Origin of the sequence: Roseivirga sp., from assembly GCF_965216855.1 — a bacterium.
In the GTDB taxonomy this organism is placed as follows: domain Bacteria; phylum Bacteroidota; class Bacteroidia; order Cytophagales; family Cyclobacteriaceae; genus Roseivirga.
Genome location: NZ_OZ244204.1, coordinates 2238551 through 2256505 on the forward strand (window position 1 = coordinate 2238551; position 17955 = coordinate 2256505).

The following is a 17955-nucleotide window of genomic DNA, read 5'->3' on the forward strand; positions in this document are numbered from 1 at the left end:
GCTTTATTCTCACTTTTATTAGTCAGCCTTAAGAAAACTCTATTAATTTCATCCTATGCCTGCATTCTTCGATACAAGCATAGAGTTCTTAAAAGGAGTTGGTCCGCAGAAAGCTGCCCTCATAGGGAAAGAGCTGGGTATATTCTCCTATGGCGATCTCATACAGCACTACCCCTTTCGGTATGAAGACCGTACCCAATTCCATCAGATAGAGAGTGTCCATGGCGATATGCCTTTTGTGCAGATCAAAGGACGAATCACTAAAATGGAAACGGTAGGTGCCGGCAGAAAAAAGCGTCTGGTAGCTCGTTTCGAGGATGATACAGATACCATGGAGCTGGTCTGGTTTAAGGGCATTCCCTGGGTCACTAAAAAACTGAAGCTGGGGGTTGATTATGTTGTCTTTGGTAAGCCCTCCGTTTATGGTCGAAAGGTGAACATCGCCCATCCCGAGATAGAGATACTCACCACTCAGAATGAGAAGGCCGCTTTTCTTCAACCGGTCTATCATACTTCTGAGAAGATGAAGGCCAAATACATCGACTCGAAGGCACTCTTTAAAATGATCCGTCAGGTGATGGTGCAGGCAGAGGGATACATACACGAGACACTTCCTGAAAATCTACTGCAACAGTTCAGCCTGATTGAAAAGAAATATGCCCTCTGGCACATCCATTTTCCTTCCAATACAGAGCTACTACAGAAGGCTCAGTTCAGGCTAAAGTTTGAGGAGTTCTTCTTTATTCAGTTGAAGTTGCTCAAAATGAAGGTTACCCGGATTGATAAATTCAAAGGACAGATTTTCAATGATTCAACACTGCTCACTGCTTTTTACAACGAGCACCTGCCCTTCGATCTTACGGGAGCGCAGAAGCGGGTAATTCGGGAGATTTATCAGGATATGAAGTCCGGTAGGCAAATGAATCGCCTGCTGCAGGGGGATGTAGGTTCCGGTAAAACCATTGTCGCCTTTATCTGCATGCTTCTGGTTGTCAGCTCAGGCGCCCAGGCCTCCATGATGGCGCCTACAGAAATTCTGGCAGATCAACATTATCAGGGACTGAAGGAATATGCCGACTTACTGGGAATCAAAATTGCCAAGCTAACCGGCTCATCCAAGGCTGCTGAAAGAAGGGTGATTCATGAAGCTTTGCAAGATGGTTCTCTGCAAATACTGGTTGGTACTCATGCCTTGATTGAGGATAAGGTGCAATTCAAAAACCTCGGTCTGGCCATCATTGATGAACAGCACCGCTTTGGCGTGGCGCAAAGAGCCAAGCTCTGGAGCAAGAATGCTACCCAATTCCCACATATCCTGGTGATGACGGCCACACCAATTCCCCGTACGCTGGCCATGACACTCTATGGAGATCTGGATGTATCGGTTATTGATGAATTGCCGGCAGGAAGAAAGCCCATTAAAACCATTCACGAATATGATGGCAAGCGACTGCAGGTTTTTGGTTTTCTGAAAAAGGAGATCGCCAAAGGAAGACAAATCTATGTGGTTTATCCATTGATTGAAGAGTCGCAGAAAATGGAGCTGAAGGATCTGATGGATGGCTATGAAAGTATTGCCCGAGCCTTTCCCGAGAATCATATCAGTATAGTGCATGGCAAAATGAAGCCGCAGGACAAGGACTTTGAAATGCAGCGATTTGTGAAACACGAAACGCAGATCATGGTCGCCACCACGGTGATTGAAGTTGGGGTTAACGTGCCCAATGCTTCCGTAATGGTCATCGAAAATGCAGAACGTTTCGGTTTGGCACAATTGCATCAGCTGAGGGGACGGGTTGGCCGTGGAGCCGACCAATCTTACTGTATTCTCATGACGGATTATAAACTGAGCAAAGAAGCCCGCATTCGTATCGATACTATGGTGAAGACCAATAACGGATTCGAAATAGCAGATGTCGATCTGCAGCTGCGCGGACCTGGTGACATTACCGGTACTCAGCAAAGCGGGGTACTCGACCTCCTGATTGCTGACCTGTCTAAAGACAATAAGATTCTTCAGGCCGCAAGAAATGCCGCCAGTGATATACTGGAAGTTGATCCCGAGCTAAACTCTGATGCGAACCGTAACATTTTGAGACACATCAAATCACTGAAGAAGACAACTGTTAATTGGGGGAGAATTAGCTAATATTATCTCTCCGATATTCCTTCCTCACTTTCAATTTCTGACCAGTGGCGAAAGTTGCGAATTGAAAATCACTATTTTAGTCATACCGATCTCCCTCCAAACTTGAAACGCATGAAAAAGCCCCTACTGCTACTCCTTATTGTCACCTTGTGTGCCTGTGGGTCGAAAGTGAAGAAAATTGAAGTGAACCACGAAGGCCTCTACTCACTGACCATACCCAACTCACTAACAGAATCTTCCAACCTGAATGAAGATGCTTCCCTTCAGTACCAGAATGTATGGAAGGAGTTCTACCTGGTTACCATTGACGAACCCAAAGAAGAACTAAGGATAGCCCTGGAAAGTAATAACCTGGCTGGCCTGTATGAGAACAATATTGATGGTTATTCCGACCTGATCATCGGCAATATGAACAGAGCCCTTAACAATGCTGAACAATCCGATGTGCAGGACACCATGATTAATGGGCATCGGGCAAAGCTCACCACCATTTCAGGAGGAATTGATGATCTGGAGCTATTCTACTACCTGGGCATCTTTGAAGGTGAGGAAAACTTCTATCAGGTCATCACCTGGACGCTCAAGAGCAAGGAAGAAACACATAAGGCCAATATGCGCGATATCATTCAGTCTATGAAGATTCTGAAGGATTAAGACTTAATGCTCTTTCCTACCACCTCCACAAATAACTGGCCTTAAAGAAGAAGCCCTGAGCGGTATTCAGGTAATCATTGGCCGGCACATAGTCGGTACCATCCCAACGAACTTTTTCATACACCGAGCCCCAGCCCAGGTGTACCACCGTTCCGGGTATATAGGTAAATGAAACCAGCAGATTAGGACTAAAAACCTTGCTCAGGCTATTGTATTGAGCAATTCCTCTAAAGAACAGATACTTATTCATCTGGTAGATCAGACGGCCACGGGCAATATGAATGTCATAATATTTCAGGTCTGTCTCTTCATTGTATAATGAGACAAAACGATGAGTGAAATCGAGGCTGAATTTATCTGAAGCCTGAATATTGAGCGTAGCGCCAATGCGCTTACCATAGCCCTGTTCAGCAGTTGGATAATAGGTACCATTGTCCCAGTCATAATTGAGACGGAAATAGATTCTCTTCGTAATCTGTGAAGAAGCGTTCAGGCTGATACTGCCATCCTTAAACTCCTGTCCCAGGTAAATCTCTGAAGACCTGTCTGCTGAAACTGCCAGACGAGTATTCCTGGGCAGGGTAGCCGCGAGCTGAACATAAATCACATGCTCATTCAGTCCGCTGGGCTTGTCCTTGGTCAAAGAAGTATAAAGCACAGGATCTATCCGCTTAATGAGACCGTCAATTTTAGGGAAAATCTTAGGGTTAAGGCTCACGGTGACCCGGCTAATTCCTGTTCGGGTAACATAGCCTACATCTGAACGAAAGTCTTCGCCAATGTCTAAGGCAGTTATGGTACCATTAAAGCTTCTGGTATTCTTAGAAATACTAATAGAGCCCGATCCTCTGTTTTGCAGTACCCCTCCACCGGATGTCATGCGAAGGGCTGAACTGAGGTAGTGCCCCGAAACCTGATACGATTCTTTAAAGCGATACTGTCCATCGAAACCATAGACGGTATTGGCAAAACCATTTCGGGTTCGGTCCGTACCAATCAGGCCAACGTAGCTATCCTGACTCAGAGATCGCATATAGCGAAATACCGTCACATCGGCTGTTTTATCATCAGCATAATCTGCCAGGCCTTCATCTGCCCTGTCTACAGCATAAATGGCTGAAATAATATTCTTATCGCCCACTTTCCCGGTCAGCTTGGTGGCAAACTTGGGAGACACAATCGAGCGCGAATTCACCACCATTTGTACTGGAGCAAAACCACCCGTTCCGGCAAAGTTGAAGTTCTCATTCCCCTCCAGGAAGAAAGGACGTCTTTCAGGATAGTTTACCGGAAAGCGCTGATTGACCTCCACCTGTTGTGCGTCAGATTCTACCTGGCTGAAATCAGGGTTAATGGTAGCATCAAAAACCAGATCTGAGGTAATACCAATCTTGGTAGTGAGGCTGGGCTCAAAGTTACTTTCGGTTACCTGCTCACCATTCACATGTTCCTTGTTGGCTCCATAAGTGATAGCAGGTAGAATTTCCACCAGCTTAGATTTCTTTACACCACTGTATTTAAGCGGCATCATCTGGGTCAGGAATGCAAATCCCTTTTCCGGATCGAGGGCAGGAAACGAACCCTGAGTGGAAAAGCGGCTAATTTTTCTCTCGAAAATAACACCCATTTCTACGTCTCCATCTTCCGCAGCATAGCGAATACTCTTAAATGGAATTTTGGCTTCCACCACATAACCGTCTTCCACAATCTTTGCCGCACTGTACCAGATCAGGTCCAGTCCAATATCTTCACTTCCGGCAGCAAAACGGGTGTCCATTTGAATACCATTAGGGTTCACATAGAGACCATAGAGCGATTGCCCGCTGTTGAACGAGTCCAGGTTGATACAGATCCAGTCATCAGCCGCAATCTTATCGCGAGCAGCAATGGAAGTTTTTATCTGCCGGGGATCATCATAACATTTGAAGGCGAAATAGAGGTTCTCTTCATCATGCGCTACATAGGCAATGGTCTTGTAGGGCATGTCTTTGGCAAAGTCTGGAACAAAGGTTTTGTAGCCTGTTACCTGGGGGCTTTCCTGCCAGACTTCATCGTCCAACACACCATCAATCTGCGGGGCTGTAGTTGCTTTAGCAGAGACAATAGGTCCCTGAGCATAGGAGTAACTGAGCACCAGACCAAGTGCCAGCGTAATGTAGTGTTTGAGTTTCAACCTTAAAAAATTTAAGCAAGTATAAGACTAACGATAAAAATTATGTAACCACTTATGTATTTTGTTCCGTTCTCTATTAAAACGGAAAGCAAATGTCACGTTCTCACCACCTATTCAGCATTTTAACAATCCTGGGCATTATTACCCTCACCAACTCAGCAAATGCGCAAAAACAAACCAACGAAATCATCTATCTGGCCAACGAGGGATTAATGATTAGCTCGGGGGACAAACAGATATTGATTGATGCTTTGTTTGATGACTTCTACGAGGATTATCTGAGTCCTGATGAGGCCACAATTAACCAGATGAACCATGGTGAAAAACCCTTCGAATCTGTTGAGGCTGTACTGGTAACTCATATTCACAGGGATCATTTTGAGGCCAATATAGCAGGTAAGTTTCTCTCTATGCATGAGGAATCAAAATTGCTGAGTTCACAACAAACAGAAGGTGAGTTAAAAGAGAAATTCGATGGCTATGCTAAGATTAAGGGGCAGATCATTGCGGTGGAAAAGAACACCATTACCACCAGGCATGAGGTGAATGGCATTACGGTTTATGGCTTCTTTATCAATCATGCCGGAGGAGAGCGCATGAGCAGCATCCACAATATGGCCTTTCTGATCGAGGTAAATGGAAAAAGACTCTTGCATGTGGGTGATTCAGATATGGATGTGGAAAGATTCAGGTCGCTCAACCTCTCTCAGTATAATATTGATGTGGCCCTGATTCCTTACTGGTATTTATCGGATGCTACTGGTCAGCAGATTGTGAGGGACCTGATTCAGGCAGATCAGCATATCGGTATACACTTCCCAAAGGCGCCTTCAGCAATGGCCCTGGAGGAAATAGAAAAGCAATTCCCGGAGGCCACGGTCTTTCAGACACCCAGGCAGAAGGTTGGGTTTTAGGTTAATTCAGCCACATTAACCTTCCCCATCGAACCAGATTTTAAAGGTTTGCACCTTTTCGCGGCTGACAATGATTTCGCGATCGAAATTCTGCTTGAGGATAATTTTCAGACGGCTATTGGAGTAGACCAACACATCTTTGATGGCATCTATCTCTACAATAAAGGTGCGATTGACCCGGAAGAACTTCTTTGGATCGAGCATTTCTTCCAGGGTTTCCAGCTTATAGTCGATGATCAGTCTGCGGCCTTCATTGGTGACGATATAGGCATTACGACCTTCGGCATAAAAGAGGTCGATGGTATCAGTAGTTACTGATTTTATATGCTCACCAATCTTCACCATAAAGCGCGTTTTGTAGTCTCGCTTGCTGAGCATTTGCAAGGCACTTTGCAGGTCAATAATAGAATTCACCTCTGTCTGACCCTGATCTTGCAACCTGTTTTTCAGGGCCTTGAATTTCTCCATGCTCTCTTCAATGGCTTCATAAGAGATAGGCTTTAGCAAATAATCTATACCATTGGCTTTGAAAGCCTCTATGGCATATTCATTATAAGCTGTTGTAAAGACTACAGGGATCTCGAGGTTTACTTCTTTGAAAATATCGAAGCTCAGGCCATCGGTTAGCTGAATATCCATAAATAGCAAATCCGCTTCACCATCACTTCTCACCCATTCCACCGCCTGTTTCACACTCATGGCCCTGCCAACAATTTCTATGCTGTCGTCATAGCGCTTGAGTAGTCTTTCCACCTTTTCAGCGGCTGGTATTTCGTCTTCAATTATATAAATCCTCATATCCTATCATTTATATCCAGCAAAGGAAGCTTCACAAAACCACTTCCATAAGCCTTTATTTCTATTACCGGTCGGTCAGAGAAGAAAGCAAAAGCATTGTGCACATTCTTGCATCGCTTTTTGATATACTTATTCTGACTGAGTTTCTGATTATCCGTGTACTGCAGAATCAGGTAGTTTTCATCACCATCCCCATCAATTGAAATGCTCAATGGCTGGTGCATATTGATGATGCTATTATTGATAATACAGTCGAGCATGGTCGGTAGTGCATTGGGCACCAACAGTTTTTCGGCATGCTTCAGTTCATTCTTTAATTCAAAGTGCAGCTGATCGGGATACCTTTCCTGAAAAAGGTAAATCATGTTTTTTGCGGCTTTGATTTCATCCATTACAGTGACCAATTCTTTCTTTCTGTTCTCGAGAATATAGCGGTAAACTATAGCCAGTCTGTCTACAAAATCCTCCGCCTGATCCTGATTATGATGGACGAGAGTAATCAATGTCTCCAGGCTCTGAAAAAGCAGATCCGGGTTAATCTCATTGTTGAATATCTCCAGCTGATGCTCCAGATTCTGACGCTTTAGGTCTTCCTTTTTCAATTCTGACTCATTCTTCACAGAGAGGAAATGGGTGCTGAGAAAGAAGATGGTGAATAATAAACCACTGATACCATACACCACTACCATTTTGATCAACACCGATTGGTAGATATAGCCTTCATAATAGTTGAAGTAGGCATATGCCGCCAACAGAATAATGGCCGAACCCACCAAAAGGTTAGTGAGCAGCAAGGCGCCTATCGTGGTTGACTTTCTCAGATCATCTTCAGCCTTTTTCTCAAAAGCCCTGATGATTAAACGAAGTGGCTCTGAAACGAGGTAAGCGAGTATTACACAAACCAAAAGCTCAACCGTAAAGACTGTTTCACTGAGTTGTCCCAGATTGTTGTTGAGCAACAGAATGAGCATATACATCATGACTCCGTAGACCGGAGGCACTACCAGACGAAAAATGGGCTGATGTATCAGGTTCTTTTTCATCGGTTCAACATGGGTAAACGTACTTCGAAGTAATCGCTGTCTTCTACCACAATTTCCTGCGCTGTGAAGAAGGCATAGCGATTTTTAATATTGTCAAGCCCCACCCGGTGACTGGCCGTCTGTCCGGGAGTTCCTGTTTTGTTATTCAGCACAATTAGCTGCTCCTCACTGGCTCTGACATGGATTTTCAAGGGCTGATCGAGGCTCACCACATTATGCTTCACGGCATTTTCAACCAGCAACTGAAGGGTAAGTGGAGGTACAGGCCTTTTCATCAGGCTCTGGTCTACTTCAATATTCAGTGTAATGGCATCGGCATAACGAATGGTCAATAGATAAGCATAGTCTTTTAGTGCTTCAATTTCTTCTTCTAGGCTAACCAGCTGAACCTCCCTGGTATTAAGCACATAATTGAAAGTCTCAGCGAGGTTACGGATAAAATTTTCAGCTGTATTGGGGTCCCGATATACTAAAGAAGAAATGGTATTCATGGAGTTGAACAGGTAATGAGGGCTCAACTGGCTCTTCAAGGCTTCAAACTGAAGTTCCAGCTGCTTACGTTCCGATTTGAGCTTTCTGATCTGACCCACGGTGTACTCATTATAGCTGAAGCGATTGAATTCTACCAGCGTGACGATGAACATGGTAATCAGCGAAAGTACGATAAGCTTCAACTCAATCTGCCTGATGAACATATCTTCGGGAAACATCTGATAGTCGATAAGTCCGAGGGTATTGGCCAACCAACCAAAGAGTAGCAGTACAAGGCCAAGAAAGACAAAGTCTATAGAAAGACCCGCGAGAAAACGCCCCAGCACATTGCTGCGCCATGGCATTTGCCGGTTTAGCCAACCATTGATATAGCCTATTCCAAACCCAATCCCTGCTGCTGCCAGAACAGTAAAGGCATAGAGATTAAAGTCTTCTACCACATGGGGCAGAAAATTATTCTCAGCATAGTAGAGATAGAAGAGGAAAAGGACTCCAATCACTACAAAGAAAAGCAGTCTGAACAGCTTAGACATGTATCAGGATTTGACTGAAGATAGGGAAAAAAGAGGGTGAGCTTCAAATCTTGTCACCGTCACCCCGAATTTATTTCAGGGTCTATTCTTAAAATAGGTGCTGATACTGGTTCAGCATGACAGGTTAAAGCAATTTAAAGCCCACCCTCAGGATAGAAAACATTAGTCGATGCATCTCGCAACCCGACCATAGTAAGTGTCTGAACGAATGCTTCTGGCTACAGAGCGGAATTCGTCTTTAATTTCATCATCATTCAGTTCTCTTACTGCATCACAGGCACCTCTCAGTACTTCTGATTTGTAGTAATCTGAATCGATGTTAGCTGCTACTTTCAAAAGGCTCATCATGTGTGTTTTAGAGAGGTTTCCTCTCATCACATCTTTCATGATGGTTACTTTGTAGTGGTCTGAATCAATATCAGCCACTTTAGACAATACTTTAGTATAAGTAGCATCTGACAGGTCTTTGTTTTTGAGCAGCTTGACCAAAATCTGGCTGGCATAGTGATCCGAATCCATGTCTGTTACTGTTCTCAGTAAAGACTCGAAGTACTTCTCGGAGATTTTTTGGTTCTCGAAAAGATCGGTCAGAATCACTGTTCTATAGTGATCTGAGTCCATGTACTCCAATCTGTCCATAATGGCCTCCACCACTTTGTCTGATACATCTCTGTTTCTCAACATAGAGCGGAAAGTCTCTGTTACATAGTGATCGGAATCAATTCTTGAAACTGCATTCATCAGGTTATTGAAAGCCTCATCAGTCAGGTTCGGTCTGTCCAATGCATCTCTCAGGATGATGGTAGCATAATGATCTGAATCGATGTCAGCTGCTGCTGTAATGATCTGATCTACTGCAGTATTATCTAAATCTCTTCTGTCGAGCAATTCCTTTAACACCTCTGTCTTGTAGTGGTCTGAATCCATGCGAGAAGCTGCTTTAAGCACCTTAGCTACAGATTCTGAATCGAGGTCTTCTTTCAGCATTCTGCCAAGAATAGTGCTGATATAGTGATCTGAATCCATACGGCCAATGGCATCGAGGAAAGCCGAAGTAGCTTCGGAGTTTTTCAGGAACTTATCGCCATGGTTTTTGAACAGCTCAGCGATGTAGTAATCGGAATCCATCGCCTTGGTAATGTAAGAGGCTACCTCAACCAATTCTTTGCTGGTTAGCTCATGGTTGTCCATCAATACATCGAGGTAAATTCTGGATACATTATCGCTTCTAATATTACCCAGTTCCTGCATAACGGCTTTTACGCCACCACTTTTGTAGAATCGCTCTACACGACCCTCTGCACCCATTCCGGTGGTTCTGATTACTTCGAGCAATACATTGGCAAGGAAATCCTGACCTTCTTTTCCCCACTCCTGACGGCTGCGACCTACTCTGTATTCAAAGTTGATGGTTCCGTCACTATTAGGCTCGGCCATTACTTCCCGTCTGTCACCAAAAGTGGTTTTTCTAATCCAGAAATAACCGCCTCTTGAGATTGACTTGATTGACTTGTCGTCATCAGTCAGCTCAATCTCTCCTTCATATTCCAGTTGGAATCTGCCTTGAGAATTCTTGTGTGTTATGGTATGAACACCTCTGTTAATTGAATAGGAAGTAGAGGTTGATGTTCTATTGTCTTGCGACTTCAATTCATGGGTAAATGATAGCAAGGCTAAAGCGGCTATCGCTACTCCCATGATCAGGCTTCTGTTTTTCATTTTTTGAGTTTTCATTTTCTTAACATTTTGAGTTGACCTGCAGGGGTCCTTTTTTAAGCCCCTTTGCGTGGGAGACCAATCCCACTATACAGAGCTTTGTTGTTTTTGACCTTTGGCAAATACTGCTTGTTGTTGAACAGTATTGACATTACAATGATCTTAAGTTTACATACAACAAAAAACCCATCTGCAATGAACTGTAAGCTTTTTGGAGTGAACCGTAGAATGCTGTATTGAAGCTCTTAAAAGACTTTGCGCTCCTAACGAATCCGGCAGACTTAACTGCCAAAAACGTCAGGAGCGCTTGTTCCGGAATTTAGTGCCTGCCAGGTAAAATATGCTTTATTCGTGCCTCAAGGATTTAACAGGGTTATTTCTGGCCGCCATATATGTTTTAAAGCTGATGGTTAAAAAAGCGATAAGAAGGGCAGAAACGGAAGCAATTACAAATGTAAAAGGGCTGATGTTGACACGGTAGGCAAACCCATCGAGCCAGCTGTTGAGCAAATAGTAAGCGGGGTAGACAGCCAACAAACTGGCAAGTAATACCAGCAACACAAACTCCCTGGATAGGGCCAACATAATAGAGCTGATGGATGCTCCCAGAACCTTTCGTACCCCTATTTCTTTTGTGCGTTGCTCCGTAATGAATGAGGCCAAACCGAAGAGACCCATACAGGCAATGACTATGGCAAGAAAAGTAAAGAAGGCAATGGTTTTACCCATGCTCATTTCCGTTTCATACTGAGCATCATAGAGGTTATCCAAAAAGAAATATTCAAACGGAGCTGATGGTTGTAACGAAGTCCACTTCTGTTCCAGTCTGGCAACGGTCTCGGAGACTTCATCGGTATTGATACGCACATTGAGATATGCGGCATGATCTGGAAAGACATGAATCATAAGCGGCTCTACTTCGCTGTGAAGCGATGCATAATTGAAGTCCTTTATTACTCCCACAATATGGCCGGCTTTAGGCTCGGGCAGTCCGTACACATATTCAAACCTTCTACCCACCGGATTTTCTTCCAGACCAAATTCGCGGATAGCGGCCTCATTCAGTAAAAAGCCCTGGCTCTCATCCGTTACCATTTCAGAGGAGAGGTCGCGTCCGTCAACGATTTGGAAACCAAAGACTTCTGCCAGATCCTCATCTCCAGACAGAATACGCATTCCCCTGTAACCATTATCTTCTTGCTGCCCCTCATTCCCGGCATCGGAAGTAACCAGATCGGGAACCCTGACACTCATTATGTGTACTCTTTCACCAGGAATCACTGAAGATGGAGCTGCTGCCACAACCGAAGGATCCGACACAAACTCCTGCTTTATCGTTTCTAAATTTCCAACCGTACCCCTTCCCGGAAGCTTCAACACCAAAACCTGCTCTTTATTGAAGCCCACATCTTTGTTTTCAATATAGCTGAGCTGCCTGTAAATAGTACTTGCTCCAATAATCAGGAGTATGGATATACCGAACTGAAGAATTACCAGCCCCCTCCTCAGGTATACCGTAGTACTCTGGGTTTTTCCAGACAATACATTGGATTTCAAAGCCTTCAGTGGCTGAAAGCTGGAAAGGAAAATGGAAGGGTATAAACCTGAAAGCAGGCTAACCAGCACATACACAAGCGCGATGGTCAACAGCAGTTCCGGGTTAGCCCAAAGGTTAGTAGATATTCGCTTGCCTGTAAAGTCATTAAATGAGGGAATCAATACCACAACGGCCATCAGAGAGAGCACAATTGAAATACCGGTGAAGAAAAACGACTCACTCAAAAACTGCCAGAAAACCTGCTTTTTCCTGGCTCCGAGTACCTTTCTCATTCCCACTTCTTTAGATCTTTTGGTTGAGCGGGCAGTAGCAAGGTTCATATAGTTGAAACTTGCAATAACCAGTATAAATAGGGCAACCGTGGAGAAAATGTAGATATACTGAGCATCTCCATTGGCAGATATCTCTTTTTCGGCATGACCATGAAGGTGAATATCGGTCAAAGGCATCATAAGGATTTGAACGCTCAGCCCCTCAACGGCAGCAATTTCATCATTCTCATTGCGAATATTCATGATCTCTAACACATCATGATCCAGTTTGGATCTTAGTGTTTTAGCAGCCCCTTCATTAATGGTTCTTACATAGGAATAAAAGGCCGAACCGGATCTGCCATTGACATATTGAGGAGCCCTTCGTGCAAACTCTGACATTGGGATCATCAAATCGAACCTTAAATGAGAATTGTATGGAATGTCTTCAATGATGGCGGTTACCCGGAAAGGAGTGCTGCCACGTTTAATAATATCACCAATAGGATCTGGCCTGCCAAAGTATTTCATTGCTGTAGACTCTGTGAGTACAATGTTGCCAGGGTCATCCAGCGCGGTGTTGATATCGCCATAAAGAGGTTTGAAAGAAAAGACATCAAAGAAGGTCGAGTCTGCGTAATAGACGTCTTTCTCATTATAGAAATTCACATCCGTATTAAAGGTTTCAGGGGTATTGGCTGCATAAACCCGGGTGGCACTTTTGATTTCAGGATAACGGCTGACTACATCGGGAATTAGGAACCCCTGTGTGGCTGCCCAATGAGTTTCATTCTCTTCATATCTGGACCAGTTTTCCAGGCGGAAAATCAGGCTGGAATCCTCATGCATTTTATCATAGCTAAGCTCATCCTGAACATACAGGAATATGAGCATGCTGGTACATAGACCTAATGTAAGTCCAAAGATGTTAATGAAAGAGTATCCCTTGTGTTTGAAGAGATTTCTGAAGGCAACCTTAAAATAGCTTTTGAACATAGCCGAACAATTTAAATACCTACAACTTGAGCAAAGAGCAGGTACTCTGAAAGGTCCTTTACATGAATAGAGTAGTGGAAATTGCTTTTTTTGATATCAAAAAATTGCGCTCCTGGCCATCTCTGCTGTAACACACTACAACTACGTTAGCCAGGAGCGCAAAAGTCTTCCCCATCAGATTTGGTAATTTCTACCTGAGTTTATCTATTCATATCGCATGGACTTAATAGGATTTGCCAGTGCTGCTTTGGCAGTCTGGAGGCTGATAGCAGCAATCGCCACAAAGAGTGTCCCGAGTAAAGCCACTAAAAATACCATCGCACCGAGGTTTATTCGGTAGGCAAAGTCAGACAACCAATTACCCAATAAGATTGAAGCCAGTGGTACTGTCAATACAAAAGCCAGCCCGATGAGTAGCGCAAAACGCTGAGAAAGTAAGGTCATAATAGACAGGACTGAAGCCCCCAGTACTTTTCGGATACCAATTTCTTTGGTTCGCTGAGCTGTAATCAATGAAGAGAGCCCCAGTAAGCCCATAGTCGCGATGATAATGGCCACGATAGAGAAGGTGCTGATCGCTCCCGTCAGGCGTTCCTCAGATTCATACTGTTGTTGAAAGCGCTCATCGAGGAAGTAATAGTCAAAAGGAACGGAAGGCAATGCAGCCTCCCATTGCTCACGGGCAACGGCCAGCGCATCGGTGGTTCGTCCCGGTGCCACTCTGGCTACTGTCAGGGCGTGGACCGCATTTTCAGAAGGGCGATAGAAGTGAATAATCGGGGCTACTTCATTGGCCAGTGACTCAAAGTTGTAGTCTTCCACCACACCAATCACCTTGATTCTGGTACTGCCAAAGTTCAGATACTTGCCTTCAATGCCTTCCCAGCCATAGGCCTGAAAAGCAGCCTGATTGACTATGGCCGACTCATTTCGGTCCTGCTCACTATTCGGCATAAAGTCTCTTCCTTCAACCAAGTCGATTTTCATACTGGAGAAGAAGTCATGATCTACATAAGTAAGTCTCATGCGCAACCTTTCTTCCGGAGTAAAGCCATCAGGCACCACGAAGGTGAATCTTCCCGGAAAATTACCCGGAATAGAAGCTGTGGCCGTCAGGTCAGTGATGGCTGAATGATCTCTCAGTGTATTTCTCAATGCAGCCAGCTGATTGACCCCTTGCTCCTCACTCGGAAAGTCATCTACCCGAATGGGTAAGACCAGCAAATTCTCTTTATCGAAGGCCATGTCTTTGTTCTTCATGTAATTCACCTGCTTACCTACTACCAGCGTGCCTACAATCAGAAGGGTGGAAAACATAAACTGTAGCACCACCAGTCCGTTTCTCACGAATTTACCCATAGCATTAGACTTCACTACTTTCCCTTTTAAAGTATCGACACTCTTCAGAGAGGTGAGGTAAAATGCAGGATAAAGCCCTGAGCAAAGACCTATGAACACACCGATGCCAATGATGGCAGACAAATGCATTGGCTCTTGCCAGAAGTTAACATCTAAGCCTACACTGTAATAGGCATTGAACATGGGCAGTAGAGAGACGGCCAGAAAAAGACCTAATATCAAAGAGATAAAAGTAATGGCCATAGATTCAGTGAGATACTGAACAATTAGCTGAGGTCTTAAAGCGCCCAATACTTTGCGCATACCTGCTTCGCGAGACCTTTCCATGGAACGCGCTGTTGCCAGATTCATGAAGTTAATAGCAGCGATGAGCAGAATACCAATCGCCACGAAAAGCAAAATGTAGGCGTACTGTCGGTTATCATTGAATCGATTATAGATATCCAACATATTCAACAGCTTGAAATTGGTAGTTTCAGCGGTTTGAGCGTCCCAGATCTTGGTGATAAAGTCTTCAAAAGATGATTCTAACTGAGCCACATTGGCCTGAGGTTCCAGCTGTACGTAAGACTCCAGAAACGAGCCTCCCCAGTTTCCGGCAATACCCTCAAACTGCGGATGACTCTGAACCCTGATGACCAGATTGGGTTGCAGATAGGAGTTATAAGGTACATCTGCCAGAATACCTGAAATGATATACTGATTCTCTAATGAAGGAATCTCTATGGTCTTACCCATGGCGTTTGCTCCCGGGAATAACCGGTCAGCCAATTCCTGACTAACCACTGCCTGATTGAGATCAGACAGAATACTTTCCTGGTTTCCTTCTTTCAACTCAAAGTCGAACAGCTCGAAGTAACTCGGATCAGTTAGTGTAGTACTTTCATTGAAACGCTCTCCGTTAACCTCTACCCAAAGCCCCTGCTCCAATACCCTGGCACCATTGACAATTTGTGAATAATCCTCTTTCAGCGCTTCCCACGTGGGAGCCCAGGTATCGAAAGTTTCCTGTGTACCGGTGGGTGTTACCCGCTCTTTGTACACCATGTAAATGTTATCGGCTTTGCTATGAAAGCGATCGTAAGTGAGTTCGCTTTCAGCGTATAGCAAGATGAGCAAGGCAGCGCAGAGACCTACGGTGAGCCCGAAAATATTGATGAATGTATAGCCCTTATGTCGCAGAAGACTGCGAAGAGCTACTTTAAGATAGTTTTTGAACATGACCTTTGGTTTGAGTTTAAAGATTAAAGGTAAGTGATTACCATTTTCCCTAAGAATAAGACATGGTCAGTTGTTAAAGGGTTACACTGAATAAACAAAAGGCTGTATTGAAATGATTATTTGATAGGTATTGTCGGTACCTGATGAAAACAGTAATTTCAACACAAATCCACTGAACATGAAAACTCTATTACAATTCTCATTATCCTGCCTGTTAGCCATTTTTCTGGTAAGCTGTGGAGAAACCACTAACAATGAGGCCGAGGAGGTCTACGGAAATCCACCGGCTGAAGGCTTTAACCTGGAAGGTTCAGATGCCAAAGCTATGGCTATTGCCGATGAAGTTATGGAAGCTATGGGCGGCAGAAAAGCCTGGGATAATACCAGACATATTGCCTGGAATTTCTTCGGTGCAAGAGATCTGGTTTGGGATAAATGGACAGGAGATGTGCGTGTAGACGCAAGAAATACTACCTACCTGATTAACATCAATGACAACTCAGGTAAGGTATTTATCGATGGCCGGGAAGTAACTGACGCAGATTCTTTGGCGGATTTAGTACAGCGTGGTAAGCGGGCATGGATCAATGATTCTTACTGGTTGTTGATGCCTTTCAAGTTGAAAGACTCAGGTGTTACCCTGAAATATATGGGTGAAGAAATGACCAGGGACAGCATTCCGTCAGAAAAGCTGGAACTTACCTTCGAGGGAGTCGGAGTTACACCCAATAACCGTTATTGGGTCTGGGTTGACCAATCAGATCACCTCGTTAAGCAATGGGCTTATTATCGCAACGCTTCTGACACAGCTCAAGGCTTCAATGTTCCATTTAAGGACTATCAGAAGAAAGGTGAAATCCTGATTTCCGGCAATAGAGGCGATAGACAACTGAGCAACATTATGGTTTTTAAAGAGCTGCCTGCTGCCGTTTACAATTCACCTGAAAAGCCTGATCTGGCTTCAATGCAAACAGCCCAATGAAAAGACTTTCCCTAGCCCTCTGCCTTTTCTTGTTTCTCTTCGCCTGTTCACAAGAAGAGAAGCAGGAAGAAACACAAAAAGGCGCTGTGCCCTACTGGCAAGCACAGGATTCAGGAGTCAGCGCCAGTCTCAGGGGTTTATCTGCTGTATCTGATCAGGTGGCCTGGGCCAGTGGAAGCCGGGGTACCGTCATTCGTACCACAGATGGCGGTGCCACCTGGAAAGATGTCTCTATTCCTGAAACGGACACCCTTGAATTCAGAGATATTGAAGCCTTCGATGCCAATACAGCCATAGTGCTGAGTGCCGGCCTTCCGGCAGTGATCTATAAAACCACCGATGGCGGGCAGACCTGGGACCAAAAATACTTTAGCATGAAAGAAGGCACCTTTTATGACGCCATGGACTTCTGGAATGAACAGGAAGGTATTGCCTTTGGCGATGCCATTGATGGCCGTCTGCTCATTCTGAGAACATCAGACGGTGGAGAGTCCTGGCAGGAATTGCCTTTTGAGCAGAGGCCTCAGGCCCTGGAAGGTCAGGGTGGTTTTGCCGCCAGTGGCACCTGCCTGAGAACTGTTGGGGAAAGTCAGGTGTATATAGGACTGGGAGGTAAAGAAGCCAGTCTGTTCTATTCCTTCGATAAAGGAGAAAGCTGGCAAAAGACAATGACACCCATCCAATCGGGAGAATCTACTGAAGGAATATTTTCTATCGACTTTAAAGATGAAATGACCGGCCTGATGGTGGGTGGTGATTACCGGGGCGATTCACTGACTAAGATCAATGCCGCCTACACTACAGATGGCGGACGCAACTGGTTTCCGGTGATGGCCGGAATGAAACCACATGGCTACCGGTCAGGAGTGGCTATCTGGAAAAACTACGTCTTTGTGGTGGGCAGAGAAAGCTGCGACTACTATATCGATGGAGGTAAAGCCTATATCCCTATGGAAGGAAAGTACTATGCCGTAGATGTTTCAAGAGATAAGGAAGCCGTTTGGGTAAGCGGCCCGAGAGGAGCGGTTGGGAAATTAGGGTTTAGAGATTAGACACGATACTACTGCCTGAACTTTACCTGGCAAGACATAAAAAAACCCGAAGGGTAACTACTCC

At 44.6% G+C, this 17955-nt stretch carries 12 protein-coding genes; 5 read left to right on the forward strand and 7 right to left on the reverse strand.

The window, feature by feature from the left end; all coding sequences use genetic code 11:
• Positions 1-55 precede the first annotated feature (55 nt).
• Both recG and ACOOEY_RS10090 read left to right on the forward strand, forming a co-directional pair.
• Positions 56-2149, forward strand: coding sequence for an ATP-dependent DNA helicase RecG (gene recG, locus ACOOEY_RS10085; RefSeq protein WP_420388551.1), 2094 nt, complete (start codon positions 56-58; stop codon positions 2147-2149).
• Positions 2150-2260: 111 nt separating this feature from the next.
• Entirely contained in the window at positions 2261-2803 is a 543-nt protein-coding gene (locus ACOOEY_RS10090) for a hypothetical protein (protein ID WP_420388552.1), read from the forward strand.
• A 16-nt stretch (positions 2804-2819) separates the two neighbouring features.
• On the opposite strand, the gene ACOOEY_RS10095 is transcribed toward ACOOEY_RS10090, so the two are convergent.
• Positions 2820-4976: a DUF5916 domain-containing protein gene (locus tag ACOOEY_RS10095; protein WP_420388553.1), complete on the reverse strand. Its 2157-nt coding sequence runs from the start codon at positions 4974-4976 to the stop codon at positions 2820-2822.
• Between the two features lie 92 nt (positions 4977-5068).
• Between ACOOEY_RS10095 and ACOOEY_RS10100 the strand changes: the two genes are divergently transcribed.
• Positions 5069-5890 (forward strand): MBL fold metallo-hydrolase, encoded by an 822-nt coding sequence (locus ACOOEY_RS10100; protein ID WP_420388554.1) that lies wholly within the window; start codon positions 5069-5071, stop codon positions 5888-5890.
• 15 nt (positions 5891-5905) lie between these two features.
• On the opposite strand, the gene ACOOEY_RS10105 is transcribed toward ACOOEY_RS10100, so the two are convergent.
• The 6 genes from ACOOEY_RS10105 to ACOOEY_RS10130 form a co-directional block, all read right to left on the reverse strand.
• On the reverse strand, positions 5906-6688 hold the full coding sequence (locus tag ACOOEY_RS10105; RefSeq protein WP_420388555.1) for a LytR/AlgR family response regulator transcription factor: 783 nt from the start codon (positions 6686-6688) through the stop codon (positions 5906-5908).
• Positions 6685-7731 (reverse strand): histidine kinase, encoded by a 1047-nt coding sequence (locus tag ACOOEY_RS10110; RefSeq protein ID WP_420388556.1) that lies wholly within the window; start codon positions 7729-7731, stop codon positions 6685-6687. Before ACOOEY_RS10110 ends, ACOOEY_RS10105 begins: the two co-directional genes overlap by 4 nt.
• Positions 7728-8756 carry a sensor histidine kinase gene (locus ACOOEY_RS10115; protein ID WP_420388557.1) on the reverse strand — a complete coding sequence of 343 codons (1029 nt, stop codon included), beginning with the start codon at positions 8754-8756 and terminating at the stop codon, positions 7728-7730. The genes ACOOEY_RS10110 and ACOOEY_RS10115 overlap by 4 nt, the downstream gene beginning before the upstream one ends.
• A 162-nt stretch (positions 8757-8918) precedes the next feature.
• The gene (locus ACOOEY_RS10120) at positions 8919-10490 is read right to left on the reverse strand and encodes a hypothetical protein (RefSeq protein ID WP_420388558.1); all 1572 of its coding nucleotides are present in this window, start codon (positions 10488-10490) and stop codon (positions 8919-8921) included.
• 327 nt (positions 10491-10817) lie between these two features.
• A complete protein-coding gene (locus ACOOEY_RS10125) occupies positions 10818-13277 on the reverse strand; it encodes an ABC transporter permease (protein ID WP_420388559.1) in 2460 nt (819 codons plus the stop codon).
• 204 nt (positions 13278-13481) lie between these two features.
• On the reverse strand, positions 13482-15857 hold the full coding sequence (locus ACOOEY_RS10130; RefSeq protein WP_420388560.1) for an ABC transporter permease: 2376 nt from the start codon (positions 15855-15857) through the stop codon (positions 13482-13484).
• A 178-nt stretch (positions 15858-16035) separates the two neighbouring features.
• On the opposite strand from ACOOEY_RS10130, the gene ACOOEY_RS10135 reads away from it, so the two are divergent.
• Both ACOOEY_RS10135 and ACOOEY_RS10140 read left to right on the forward strand, forming a co-directional pair.
• The gene (locus ACOOEY_RS10135) at positions 16036-16839 is read left to right on the forward strand and encodes a hypothetical protein (protein WP_420388561.1); all 804 of its coding nucleotides are present in this window, start codon (positions 16036-16038) and stop codon (positions 16837-16839) included.
• A complete protein-coding gene (locus ACOOEY_RS10140; RefSeq protein WP_420388562.1) occupies positions 16836-17891 on the forward strand; it encodes a WD40/YVTN/BNR-like repeat-containing protein in 1056 nt (351 codons plus the stop codon). Before ACOOEY_RS10135 ends, ACOOEY_RS10140 begins: the two co-directional genes overlap by 4 nt.
• The last annotated feature ends 64 nt before the right edge of the window (positions 17892-17955 follow it).